Source organism: Pseudomonas sp. PSKL.D1 (assembly GCF_028898945.1).
Lineage (GTDB): Bacteria > Pseudomonadota > Gammaproteobacteria > Pseudomonadales > Pseudomonadaceae > Aquipseudomonas.
The window spans coordinates 5,535,702-5,548,803 of sequence record NZ_CP118607.1 but is presented as its reverse complement, the minus strand read 5'-3'; the positions used below and the strand labels follow the sequence as shown (position 1 = coordinate 5,548,803).

Annotated in this window: 9 protein-coding genes; 5 read left to right on the top strand and 4 right to left on the bottom strand. The window is 60.2% G+C overall.

Going from position 1 to position 13,102, the window contains the following annotated elements:
- Positions 1–35: 35 nt before the first annotated feature.
- Positions 36–581 carry a dTDP-4-dehydrorhamnose 3,5-epimerase gene (gene rfbC, locus PVV54_RS24915; RefSeq protein WP_274907737.1) on the bottom strand — a complete coding sequence of 182 codons (546 nt, stop codon included), beginning with the start codon at positions 579–581 and terminating at the stop codon, positions 36–38.
- A 192-nt stretch (positions 582–773) separates the two neighbouring features.
- Here rfbC and PVV54_RS24910 point away from each other — a divergent pair, with 192 nt between their 5' ends.
- The 4 genes from PVV54_RS24910 (at position 774) to PVV54_RS24895 (ending at position 6,739) form a co-directional block, all read left to right on the top strand.
- Entirely contained in the window at positions 774–3,674 is a 2,901-nt protein-coding gene (locus PVV54_RS24910) for an aminotransferase (protein ID WP_274907736.1), read from the top strand.
- Positions 3,675–3,815: 141 nt separating this feature from the next.
- Positions 3,816–4,922 (top strand): agmatine deiminase, encoded by a 1,107-nt coding sequence (gene aguA / locus PVV54_RS24905; RefSeq protein ID WP_274907735.1) that lies wholly within the window; start codon positions 3,816–3,818, stop codon positions 4,920–4,922.
- Between the two features lie 183 nt (positions 4,923–5,105).
- The gene (locus PVV54_RS24900; RefSeq protein ID WP_274907734.1) at positions 5,106–5,303 is read left to right on the top strand and encodes a hypothetical protein; all 198 of its coding nucleotides are present in this window, start codon (positions 5,106–5,108) and stop codon (positions 5,301–5,303) included.
- Between the two features lie 440 nt (positions 5,304–5,743).
- A complete protein-coding gene (locus PVV54_RS24895) occupies positions 5,744–6,739 on the top strand; it encodes an IS110 family transposase (RefSeq protein WP_274907733.1) in 996 nt (331 codons plus the stop codon).
- 66 nt (positions 6,740–6,805) lie between these two features.
- Here PVV54_RS24895 and PVV54_RS24890 read toward each other — a convergent pair whose 3' ends face one another.
- Positions 6,806–8,905, bottom strand: a complete 2,100-nt coding sequence (locus PVV54_RS24890; RefSeq protein ID WP_274907732.1) for a TonB-dependent receptor — start codon at positions 8,903–8,905, stop codon at positions 6,806–6,808.
- Positions 8,906–9,373: 468 nt separating this feature from the next.
- Here PVV54_RS24890 and PVV54_RS24885 point away from each other — a divergent pair, with 468 nt between their 5' ends.
- Positions 9,374–10,693: an OprD family porin gene (locus tag PVV54_RS24885; RefSeq protein WP_274907731.1), complete on the top strand. Its 1,320-nt coding sequence runs from the start codon at positions 9,374–9,376 to the stop codon at positions 10,691–10,693.
- Positions 10,694–10,881: 188 nt separating this feature from the next.
- Here the strand turns inward: PVV54_RS24885 and PVV54_RS24880 are convergent, their stop codons facing one another.
- Both PVV54_RS24880 and PVV54_RS24875 read right to left on the bottom strand, forming a co-directional pair.
- The gene (locus PVV54_RS24880) at positions 10,882–12,249 is read right to left on the bottom strand and encodes an ATP-binding protein (RefSeq protein ID WP_274907730.1); all 1,368 of its coding nucleotides are present in this window, start codon (positions 12,247–12,249) and stop codon (positions 10,882–10,884) included.
- Between the two features lies 1 nt (position 12,250).
- Complete coding sequence (locus PVV54_RS24875) at positions 12,251–12,970, bottom strand: response regulator (protein WP_274907729.1); 720 nt, start codon at positions 12,968–12,970, stop codon at positions 12,251–12,253.
- Between the last annotated feature and the right edge of the window lie 132 nt (positions 12,971–13,102).

Genomic DNA, 13,102 nt, shown 5'->3' with positions numbered 1-13,102 from the left:
AGGCGCTTGATCAGCGCTTGCCGGTGATGGCCGCCTCAGGGAAACAGGTCGGCGTCTTTCAGCAGGGTACCCGCCTGGTCCTTGGCTGAGAGCAAAGGCGCCACCTCCAGCTCCCAGTCGATGGCCAATTGCGGATCATCCCAGCGGATGCAGCGCTCGGCTGTCGGGTTGTAGTAGTCGGTGGTCTTGTACAGGAAATCGGCGGACTCGCTGAGCACCACGAAACCATGGGCAAACCCCGGCGGAACCCAGAACTGGCGGTGGTCTTCGGCGTTCAGGCGGGTGGCCACCCATTGGCCGAAGGTTTTGGAACTGCGGCGGATATCCACGGCCACGTCGAGCACTTCGCCTTGGGTGACCCGCACGAGTTTGCCCTGCGGGTTGTTGATCTGGTAATGCAGGCCGCGCAACACACCGCGCTGCGAGCGTGAATGGTTGTCCTGCACAAAGTCGCCGTCAAAGCCGGTAAGGCGCTTGAATTCCCTGGCATTGAAACTTTCGAAGAAAAAACCGCGGCTGTCGCCGAAGACTTTCGGTTCAATGATCAGCAGGTCGGGTATTTCAGTCTGGATAATCTTCATGGTGTTTTCTTGACCAGTGTTTTCAGATTTCGACCTTACCGGTCATGTTGAATTCTGCCGCCCTTGGCTACTTGTAGCCTAGACAGCCACCACGACTTAGCGTTAGTGCACGAATGTCTTTTCATCATTGCCACTTGTGTAACTGCCTTGGCAGTGGCGAGATAAGCGAAAAGTAAAAGAGGTTTCACCTTCATGCCCCTCAGCACCCTGATCCAGCGCTCCAGCTTGCCCAGCCCTTCGCTTAGTGAAGCCCAGGCTCACGCCTTGCTCCAGGCCCACTACGATCTGGCTGGCACCCTGGAACCTTTGGGTAGCCAGCAGGACCTCAACTTCCGGCTGGACACCGGGCAGGGGCGGTTTGTGCTCAAGGTATGCCACGGTAGCTATGCCCAGGTTGAACTGGAGGCTCAGCACGCCGCGCTGGCTTACCTGCACGAGCAAGGCTTGCCTGTGCCTGCTGTGCGCACCGCCCGTGACGGGCAGGCACTGCTGGCGCTGGACATCGAGGGGCAACCGCTGCGCGCGCGGCTGCTGGATTACATTGAAGGCCAGCCCCTTACGCGTCTGAAACACCTCGAACCACGGCTGGTAGCGGAACTGGGTGCACTGTGCGCCCGGCTTGACAAGGCGCTGGCCGGCTTCGAGCACCCGGGCCTGGCGCGCACCCTGCAGTGGGACCCACAGCACGCCCACGCGTTGGTTGAGCACTTGTTACCCGTGCTTCAGGACGCGGGGCAACGCACCCGAGTGGAAACCGCCACGCAGTTGGCCGCCAGCCATCTGGCACCGCTGGTCGGGCAACTGCCGAGCCAGGCCGTGCACTTGGACATCACCGATGACAATGCTGTGTGGGCCCGCGACAGCGAACGCCAGTGGCAGCTGCAAGGGATCATCGATTTTGGTGACCTGCTGCGCACCTGGCGCATCGCCGACTTGTCGGTAACGTGCGCGGCACTGCTGCACCATGCCGAAGGCGACCCGCTGCGTATTCTGCCTGCCGTCAGCGCCTACCAGGCCATCAACCCGCTGACCGAGGCCGAGCTGCGTGCGCTGTGGCCGTTGGTAATCAATCGCGCCGCCGTGCTGGTGTTGAGCAGCGAGCAGCAACTGGCTGTGGACCCCGGCAACCAGTACACCCGTGACAACATTGCCCATGAATGGGAAATTTTCGATACCGCAACCGCAGTGCCCTTTGCCTTGATGGAGGCTGCCATCCTGCAGGCTGCCGGCATGCGGCCGGCTGCTCCTGACTTGGCAGGTTGCGCGACATTGCTGCCAGAGCTGGCCGGGCAGGCAGTGGAGCGCGTCGATCTTGGTGTGCTGAGCGTGCACTGCGAAGCAGGTAACTGGGAGCAACCCGGCTTTGACCAACGCCTGCTCAGTGCGCAGCCTGCACCCGCCTGCAGCTTGCATGGGCAATATCGCCTGTCGCAAACCCACATCGACCGGCCCGAAGAGCCGGCAACCTGCGCGCTCGGGGTGGAGTTGCATGTACCCAATGGCAGCGTGGTACAAGCGCCGGAAGCTGGCACCTGGCAGCGCCACGGTGACGGCCGCGGCTGCTTGCTTACGGCAACATGGGCGCTTTGGCTGAGTGGGCTGGAAGATACCCCGGCTGAAGGCCAAACCTTGGCCAAAGGCCAGGCTCTGGGCAGTTGCTGTGGGTTCTTGACTGTTCAACTGTGCCTGGCCGTCGACATCCAGCCGCCGTTTTTCGCCACGCCGTCCCGTGCAGACGCCTGGCTGGCGCTATGCCCGTCACCTGCGCCATTGCTGGGGTTCGATTGCAATGCCGAGCCATTGACTGACCCGCAGGCCCTGCTGGCACGCCGCGATGCCAGCTTTGCCCGGTCCCAGAAGCACTACTACGCACAGCCCCCACACATCGAGCGCGGCTGGCGCAATTACCTGATAGACATGCAGGGCCGCTCGTACCTGGACATGCTCAACAACGTTGCGGTGCTTGGCCATGGGCACCCGCGTATGGTGGCCGAATCGGCGCGGCAGTGGTCGCTGGTGAATACCAACTCAAGGTTCCATTACGCCGCCATCGCTGAATTCTCCGAGCGTTTGCTTGAGGTTGCGCCAGCAGGCTTTGACCGGGTGTTTTTGGTGAACAGCGGTACTGAAGCCAATGACCTGGCCATCCGCCTGGCCTGGGCCTTCAGCGGTGGGCGTGACCTGCTCAGTGTGCTGGAGGCCTACCATGGCTGGTCGGTGGCCACCGACGCAATTTCCACTTCGATCGCCGACAACCCGCAAGCCCTCGAAACCCGACCTGACTGGGTGCATCCAGTGGAGGCGCCGAATACCTTCCGCGGCCGCTTCCGGGGCGCCGGCAGCGCGGCCGATTACCTGCGCGACGTCGATGCCAAGCTTGCCGACCTGGATGGCCGTGGTCGCCAGCTGGCCGGCATGATTTGCGAGCCAGTGTATGGCAACGCGGGCGGGATCTCGTTGCCGCCGGGTTACCTGAAAGAAGCGTACGCCAAGGTCCGGGCACGCGGTGGGGTGTGCATCGCCGACGAAGTGCAGGTGGGTTACGGCCGCCTGGGTGAGTACTTCTGGGGCTTTGAAGAACAGGGCGTTGTACCCGACATCATCACCATGGCCAAAGGTATGGGCAACGGCCAGCCGCTTGGCGCTGTGATCACCCGCCGGGAAATCGCCGAGGCGCTGGAGGCAGAGGGCTACTTCTTCTCCTCGGCCGGCGGCAGCCCGGTCAGTTGCCGTATCGGCATGGCAGTGCTGGACGTGATGAAAGAAGAGGGCCTGTGGGAAAACGCCCGTGATACCGGGCGTTATTTCAAGGCGCGGCTAGAAGCGCTGGTCGATAAACATCCGCTTGCCGGTGCAGCCCACGGGTCAGGTTTTTATCTGGGCCTGGAGTTGGTGCGTGACCGCAGCACGCTGGAGCCAGCCACCGAGGAAACCACCACGTTGTGCAACCGCCTGCGCGATCTGGGCATCTTCATGCAGCCAACCGGTGACTACCTGAATATCCTCAAGATCAAGCCGCCGATGTGTACCACGCGCGCCAGCGTGGACTACTTTGTGGACAGCATTGACCGAATTCTTTCCGAAGGCTTGTGATACAAGATTAAGCCGATCAGGTCGATTGTTATCGGCTTGATCGGCTTTTTTATTCCTTAATGATTGATCTGCTCGCTTCTATTGCCGATATATATCGGGTATAAATTAGCCATCGCCTTATCGACTATCCAGAGGATACTGATGAAAACCCTCAACTCCACCCCGCGTGCCGATGGCTTCCACATGCCTGCCGAGTGGGCGCCACAGAGCCAGGTCTGGATGGTCTGGCCAGAGCGCTCCGATAACTGGCGCCTGGGTGGCAAGCCTGCTCAGGCCGCCCACGTAACCTTGGCCAAGGCCATCGCCCGCTTCGAGCCTGTGACCGTTGCCGTTTCCGCTGGCCAATACGAAAACGCCCGTCGCCAGCTCGACCTGCCTAACATCCGCGTGGTCGAAATCAGCAACGACGACGCCTGGGTGCGCGACACCGGCCCGACGTTCGTAATCAATGACAAAGGCGAAGTGCGCGGCGTGGATTGGGGTTTCAACGCCTGGGGCGGCTTCGACGGCGGCTTGTATGCGCCTTGGAACCGTGACGAAGAACTGGCGGCCAAGGTACTGGAAATGGAGCGTTGCCAGCGCTACCACACGGAAGGTTTCGTGCTTGAGGGTGGCTCGATCCACGTGGACGGTGAAGGCACCCTGATCACCACCGAAGAGTGCCTGCTCAACCGCAACCGCAACCCACACCTGAACCGCGAGCAGATCGAAGACATTCTGCGCGAGCACTTGGCCGTGGAAACCATCGTCTGGCTGCCGGATGGCCTGTACAACGACGAAACCGACGGCCACGTCGACAACTTCTGCTGTTACGTAAGCCCGGGTGAAGTGTTACTGGCCTGGACCGATGATTCCAACGACCCCAACTATGCGCGCTGCCACGCCGCCTACGAGGTGCTGAAAAACACCCGCGACGCCAAAGGCCGCGAGTTTGTGGTGCACAAAATGCCGATCCCGGGCCCGCTGTTTGCCACTGAAGAAGAGTGCGCTGGCGTTGACCACGTGGCGGGTAGCCAGGAGCGCGATCCATCGGTTCGCCTGGCCGGTTCGTACGTGAACTTCCTGATCGTGAACGGTGGCATCATCGCGCCGAGCTTCAACGACCCGGCAGATGCGCAGGCCAGAGCGATTCTGGCCAAAATCTTCCCGGATCATGAAGTGGTGATGATCCCTGGCCGTGAACTGTTGCTGGGTGGTGGCAACATTCACTGCCTGACCCAGCAGCAGCCGGCACCGTACAAGCGCTGAGTCAACACAGTACGAAAAGGCCCGTCAAATGACGGGCCTTTTTATTTGCGCGACGTTCGGCAAGCCGGATGGCATACGTTTTGTATTGTTTTTCAGTGAGTTAACCATTCAGGCCAAACTCACTGAACTGTAACAATCGCGACGTAGATTAGCCGCTCACGGGCCCAGGGAGTACGTGTAGACATGAACGCAGCAAGTGAGACGGCTTTGCGCCCATCGGCAGTGAATCAGCAATCGCTCAAAGTTTTGGCGCGTTGGCTGAAAAACCATGGAAGCAATCGGGTCAGGAAGACCGACCCACGACGTCTGCTTGACGGTCGTTACCCTCAAGGCTTGATCAGTGATGCGGAACTGGAAGCGTTGATGGGTGTGTGGCACTGAAACGGGGCAGGAGCCCGGCCCATGAAAAACGCCACCGTGAATGCGGTGGCGTTTTCGTTTCCGGCCTTTGGCCTTCCGCAGCAGCCAAGCGCGATGCGTACTCTGTAGGAGCGGCTTTAGCCGCGAAGCAAGCGACGCGGTGCCTGGCACCGGCTTTGCCGGTGTTCGCGGCTAAAGCCGCTCCTTGTATGTTGTGTCTGGCCTGGCGAGAGTGGTTATGCTCGTCAGGCTGAAGAAGCACTTCCGGGGAGGCCGACCGCTCCTGAAGGCAGGGATGGCCCTGACCTTGTATGTAGAGAGGCCCCCCGCCTCATTGCCCACTACGAAGAGTATCGAGAAGCCGACAAGTCGGACTTCGCATTACAAGGTTGCAGCGGCATGAAGTTCGAGGTCGGGGAACCGGAGGCCATTGTTACCTAACTCGCTTGGGAGGGGGAAGAATGAGTGTCTGGGTTGGTCTCGATATCGGCTCACGTACTTCGATCGCCGGGGTGCGCAAAGATGGGCGTCCTGCCGGTCAGTGGGATATCGCTCAAACACCGGCAGGCCGTAAGGCTGCAGTAAAAAAGCTGCTGGCACTCAAGCCCAAGTCGATCGTGATGGAGGCGACCGGGATCTATTACTTGGACTTGGCCCTTGAGCTACATGCGGCCGATCTCCCTGTTTCAGTGATCAACCCCAAGAGCTTCCACAATTTCGCCAAACTGATGCTGGTGAACAGCAAGACCGATGCAATAGATGCTCAACTGCTGTCCGAGTACGGCGAGCGTATGACACCACGCTTGTGGACACCCCCAAACCCTGTGCAGCTTGAGCTGCGAGCTCTGGGTCGACATATCAATCGATTGGTGGGACACCGCACCAGGGCAAAAAACGAGCTGCATGCATTACAGGCAACGGCTACGACCGTGTCGATGCTGATCGAGGATCAAGAGGAAGCGATTGTTTCACTGGATAATCGAATTGAGCGCTTCCGTAAGGCAGGTCGCGAGCTGATCGCCCAGTGTCCGACGCTTACTCGGCAGTACAAGCAGCTACTTGCAGGTCCCGGGATGGGAGAAGTCTCGGCACTTGCTGCACTCGCTGAACTGACCACCCTTCCTCAAATGCTCAAGTCCTCGCAGGTAGCTCGCCACGCGGGACTCGATGTTCGACAGACACAATCGGGGACGAGCATTGATAAGCCCGGCAGACTCGGCAAAAGTGGGAATGCGTACCTGCGGGCAGCCATGTACATGCCTGCCTTGACCGCGGTGCGCTGCGACCCTTATGCGAGGGCTTTTTACGAGTCGCTGGTCAACAGGGGCAAGAAGAAAATGCAGGCCATCGCTGCCGTCATGCGTAAGTACCTGACAGGCATCTGGGCATGCATGCGTGGAGATGAGCCATTTGATACGGCCAAGCTTTTCAGCGCTGAACACCTGAGAAAAGCTTGACCGCCAACAGAGTATCTACATGTCCCCGCTAATTCAATACGTTATGTGCAATTTCATAAGATCCGATCAGAAAGCGTAGGTGCCTGTTACCACCAGGCTACGCGGTTCACCAAACTGAATTTGCGCCGCACTGGTCGCCGATTCGTAATAGGTCTTGTCGGTAATGTTGTTCAACGCTGCCCGCACGTCCCAGTCATGGGTACGGAAGCCCGCCAGCGCATCCCAGCGGCCATAACCCGGCATTACCGTGGTGTTCTGGTTATCGGCATAGCGCTCGCCCACCAGTGTCAGCCCCGTCTCCGCATACCAGCCCAGCTCCGGTTTCCAGGTCACGAACAGGCTGCCGTTGCGCTTGGCCACGTCGTTTATGCGGTTGCCTTCCAGGCCGTTGTTGTCCTTGACGATGGTTGCATCCTGCAAGCCAATGCCACCGCGCACATACCAGTTGCCAACGATATTGCCCGTGGCCGTCAGTTCGATGCCGCGTGAGCGCTGCAGGCCGCTGAGCACGGTGATTTCGGGGTTGTTCGCGTCACGGGTGCGGCGGTTGTACAACTCCAGTTCATAGATGGCGAGGGTGGTGGTCAGGCGCTCATCAAACCAGTCGCTTTTTACCCCGATTTCTTTTTGCCTAGTGTGTTCCGGGCCCGTTTCGTTGCTGTTGCCCGGCGCGCCTGGGGTTATACCGATCAGGCCACCGCCAACCGGTGAGAAGGTCTTGCTCCACGAGGCGTAGAAGGAGTGATCACGCCATGGCGTGTAGACCACACCCAGGCGTGGACTGGTGCTGGTGCTGTCCTGGTTTTCAGTCAGGTTGCGCACCTTGTTGGTGGTTTCCACCTCGAACTGGTCAAAGCGCACCCCGGCCAGAATCTGCCACTGATCGTTGAGGCGGATTTGGTCCTGCAGGTACAGGCCGCGGCTGTCGACCACGGTGTGGTTGTTGCTCGACACCACCATGCGACCGTTGTGCTGCAGGCTGCGGTCGGGGTTGTTCAAGTCCAGGCTCGGCACTGCCTGGCCACCGGCCGACACAGGGGCGGCGGTGTAAAGGGTGGGGTCACGGCGCTGGTTGCCGAACTCGAGGCCTACCAACAGCGTGTGCTCTAAGCCGAGCGTGTCGAAGCGGCCTTCGGCTTCCAGGTTGTTGAACAGGTTGCGGGTGTTCAGGTCCTGCTGCCAGCGTTGGCGGGTGACGGTGTTGTTGCTGGCGTTGTAGCCGGTCAGGTAGGTGTTGTCGAACTCGCTGTCGAGCTTGAACAGGCCCAGGGTGTGGCGCAGTTGCCAGGTGTCGTTCAACTGATAGTTCAGACGCGAGCGCAGCGATTGGGCGCGGTCATCGATGAAGTCGCGCTGGGTATCGCCGTAGGTGGTGCTGCGGCTTACATCCGCCGGGCGCCCGTTTACGCCGGGGATGCCACGGTCTGGGGTGCGGTTGTAGCGGCTGTATTCGTATTGCACCAGCCAGTTCAGGTCGGGCGTGAGCTGCCAACTCATCGAGGGTGCGAACAGTTGGCGGCTGCCGTCGATGCCGTCGCGGAAGCTGTTGTTGTCCTGGTTGCCCATGTTCAGGCGCAGGCTGATGGTGTCGCTGGGGTCGGCGCTGAGGTCGGCATACAGGCTGCGCAGGTCCTGGCTGCCGCCCTGGGCTTCGATGGATGAGCGGCGGCCTTGCTCAGGCGCCTTGCTGACCCGGTTGATGATGCCGCCCTGGCTGCCACGGCCATACAGCACCGCCGCCGGGCCTTTGAGCACTTCGACCCGCTCGATGTTGTGCAGGTCACGAATGTACTGGCTGTCGTCGCGAATGCCGTCCAGGTAGAAGTCGTTGCTGGCCTCGAAGCCGCGAATACGCACGCTGTCGAAGCGCGTATCGGCGCCGCTGCTGACGTTGGGGATGCCTTCGAGTGCCTTGCCCAACGTATTGCTGCCGTAATCCAGAACGTTAGAAGTTTTTACCGTATCGATGGCCTGGGGCACGTAGCGCACAGGGGTGGCGGTGCGTGTTGCTGTGCTCACCTCCTTGACGCGTGGGTTGTCCTCTTCGCGCTCGGTTTCGGCAGTAACAGATGTTTCCGGCAGGGTGGTGGCGGCGTTGGCAAAGGCTGCGCTGAACAGCAGAGACAGGCCAAGGGTAAGGGGTGAAAGTCGGCAGGGGGCAGGCATTTAGGCATCCGCAACGTAGGCAGGTGTGAAAGAGGTGCGAATGGTAATGCTTGCTATTTGCTGTTGCTTGGGTATTTGTAAAGGCCTGTCTTTACATATGTGTCATTTTGTAAATGTACGTTTGAGTACATCAGGTCTTGTAAAAATGGGCTGCTTAACTTGCCCTTTTCCCACAAAAGAGAAAATGCCCGCTGACAGCGCAAAGACCAATGGAAATGCACCATAGGCCTGCGTTTTTTTGGTTATATCAACCTGCATTTCACGACTTTTTGACATTTGTAATCGCACAGGGCTAGGATTCGGCCAACGCCTGCTGGCCACCACTGGCCAGGCTGCTGTTCAAGGCCCGCCACACGACCATTGGCGGGCTTTTCAGTTTGGATCCGCATAGCGTCGAACCTACGAAGGGGCGTTGGTTCCTGGCGTCATAGTGCAGAGCGTTTTTGATTTAGATATAAGGAAAACAACATGTTGAAAACCAGGATCAGCCTGGTCGCGCTGGCGATGATCGCCGCGACCCAGGCACAGGCCAACGAGCAGGCCGAGAGCAAGGGCTTTATTGAAGACAGCCACGCAAACGTTCTCCTGCGTAACGCTTACATCAACCGTGACAAGAAACACGGTACCGATGACCAGATCGAATGGGGCCAGGCTTTCATCGGCAACTTCTCCTCCGGCTTCACCCAAGGCACCGTCGGTGTTGGCGTTGACGCCTTCGGCCTGTACGCCGTGCGCCTGGACGGCGGCAAGGGCCACAACGGTGGCGCTGGTGTCGACTTCTTCAAACCGGAAAACACCAAGAACGCCGATGGCAACGCCAGCGGCCCGCACGACCTGTCCCGTGCTGGCGCAGCCGTTAAGTTCCGCATCTCCAACACCGTGCTGAAGTACGGTGACCAGATGCCAGCCCTGCCAGTGCTGCAATACGATGACGGCCGCCTGCTGCCAGAAAGCTTCACCGGCACCCTGATCACCTCCAAGGAGATCGAAGGCCTGGAGCTGAACGCTGGCCGCTTCACTCAAGAAGCGCGCAAGAGCGCCGAGCGCCGTGACGGTGGCGGCCTGAAGTCGATCAACGTCTTCGGCGGCAGCTACAAGTTCACCGACAACTTCACCGCTTCGCTGTACACCGCAGACAACGAAGACGTGATGAAGAAGCACTATCTGGGCTTGAACTACGTCTTCCCGATTGCCAACGACCAGTCCCTGACCCTGGACTTCAACGGCTACAAGTCGGACATCGACAAGGAATACGTCCAGGCCGCCGGCCTGAACGGCGACTCCAACACCATCTGGAGCCTGGCCGCGAAGTACGCCTACGGCCCGCACACCTTCACGTTGGCGCACCAGCGCAGCACCGGCAGCACCGGTTACAACTACGGCTGGTACCAGAACGAAGGCGGCGTGGGTGACGGTGGTTCGACCATTTACCTGGCCAACTCCTACTGGTCCGACTTCAACGCCGAAGACGAGCGTTCGTGGCAGCTGGCCTACGGTTTGGACTTCGGCGCCTATGGCGTCCCTGGCCTGACTTACACCGTGGCCTACGTGGTGGGTGACAACATCAACACCCGCAACAACGCCAACCCGCAAGGTTTCGGCGAAGGTAAAGAGCGCGAGATCTTCAACCAGGTCCGCTACGTCGTTCAGGAAGGCCCGGCCAAAGACCTGTCGATCAAGCTGCGTAGCTCGTTCCTGCGTACCAACAACGCAGTGCAGCAAAACGGCTACAACGACGACGGCAACGAAGTCCGCGTATTCGTCGAGTACCCGATCAGCATCTTCTGATCCACGATGGGCTGCTTTGCAGCCCATCGCGACACAAGCAACTGTCTTGTGCTGCTTGTGCCGAGCTCTTCGCGGCTAAAGCCGCTCCTACAGGGATTGCGCATGCCTTGAGGTAAGCACTGAACCTGTGGGAGCGGCCTTGTGTCGCGAAAGGGGCGCAAAGCGCCCCCATTTTTCAAGCCGGATGCTCATCCAGGCAACAACACCGAAACCCGTAACCCCCCACCCTGCCGATTCACCAGCATCAACTCCCCCCCATGGCTGCAGGCAATCCGCTGAGCAATGCTCAACCCCAGCCCATACCCCCCAGACGCCTGATTACGCGACCCCTCACCCCGCACGAACGGATCGGTGACGGTAGCCAGCAACCGCGGATCAATGCCCGGCCCACGGTCGTCGACGTGAATGAACACACCCGAAACCGCAACTTCCAGCTTGACCGAAACCTCCTTCCCATAGCGCAACGCATTCACCAGCAAATTCTGCAGGCAACGCTGCATCAGCAACGCATCCACCCTCAAACTACCTACCCGGCCTTCAATCGGTAATGGCTCTTGCGCACTCCCCAGATCACTGCACAACCGCGCCACCAGTCGATCCATGTCGACGTGCTGCAGGTTTTGCTGCTCCCCAGCACGCAGGTAATCCAGCACCTGGCCGATCATGTCGTCCATCTGCGTGATGTTCTGCCGCAGCCGTTCCCGATGTTCACCCTCCGGCAGCCGCTCCAGGCGCAGGCGCATGCGGGTGAGCGGGGTGCGCAGGTCGTGGGAAACCGCAGCCAGGAAGTAGGCCTTGTCGTTGACCATCGCAATCAACCGCTGCTGCATGGCGTTGAAGGCCTGGGCGGCCTGGCGCACTTCTTCCGGGCCATCCAGCGCCAGAGGCGGTTGCTCCAGGTTGCCACCCAGCCCGCGCGCAGCATCGGCCAGGCGCCGAAGCGGGCGCAGGCACAGGCGCACGGCGATCAGGCACACCAGCAGCACTGCGGCGATACGCAATGCATACACTCGCAACAGGTAGTCGCTGATCAGCACCCAGGCTGACTCACCGCTCCAGCCCTGCAATTCCTGCCCGTCGACGGTCAACCAGTGGCCATCGGGCAGCGGCACGGCAAACTGGATATGCGCCTGGGCTGTGCGCAGGCCGAACAGGCTGCGCCAGACGATCGGTTGGCCAAGTTCATCTGTGAGTTGTACCTTGAGCAAATGTACTTCCTGGGCTTGACCCAGTTCGTACTCGAGCGCTTGGTGCAACAGCAACTCAACCCGCCTGCGGCCGCGTCGCGGGTCATCATCGCCTTCCGGCACTGACTCGGCGCAGCGCAGCTGATAGTGCGCGGGCACCTTCAAGCGGCCACCATGGCAATCCGCCTGCGCGATCAAAGGCGCGCTGCGCGCAGCCATCAGCCTGATCGGCGCCTCCAGCACCTGGGCAAAGCGCACGTCGAACCAGATGCTGCTCGACATCAATTGGATCACCAAGGTGCCGCTGACCATGATCAGCAAAAGCTGACCAAACAGCGTGCGCGGCCACAGCCGACGAAACCAGCGCATCTCAGCCAACGGCCTCGGCGCGGTTGATGGTCAGCAGGTAGCCTTCGTTGCGAATGGTGAGAATCTGCGCATCACCGCTTGGTGCCCGGCGTAGCTGCTGGCGCAGGCGGCTGATGCACATGTCCACCGAGCGATCATCCGGGTGGTGGTCGCGGCCAAATGCGCTGCGCGTCAACTGGTCGCGCGAGACCACGCGGTTGTTGGCGTCCAGCAATTCACGCAACACCCGGTAATCCGAACGGGGCAGGGTGAGGGCCTGGCCGTCGGGGCGGGTAAGCAGGCGCTTGACGTGATCAAGGCTGAAACCGGCGAAGCGTTGCGCCTCTGCGGCAGGTTCAACGGCGGCGTTATCGAGCCGCTGTGGGCGACGCAGCACGGCCTTGATGCGGGCGACCAGCTCACGGGGTTCAAACGGCTTGGCCAGGTAATCATCCGCACCCACCTCCAGCCCGATGATGCGGTCCAGCGTGCTGCCTTTGGCTGACAGCATGATCACCGCCAGGCTCGGTGTGGCTTGCAACTGGCGGCACAGGCTCAAACCGTCTTCGCCCGGCAGCATCAAGTCCAATACCACCAGTTCGACTTTGTGCTGCGCCAGTTGCGCGCGCATCTCCTCGCCATCAGCGGCTGCAAGCACGGTATAGCCAGCATCGCTCAAGTAATCGCAAAGAAGTTCGCGGATTTCGTCGTCATCATCGACAACCAGCAAGGTCGTGCTCATCGGGAAAACACCTTTAAAAGACGGGCCGGCAGCGCTCGTTACGTACGATTACATCCCCGTACAAGCCGGGCATGGAGCGCGAAGGGCAGATGCCTAGAATCCTAACAAAAAATCATCTGCAAATACGAAGCC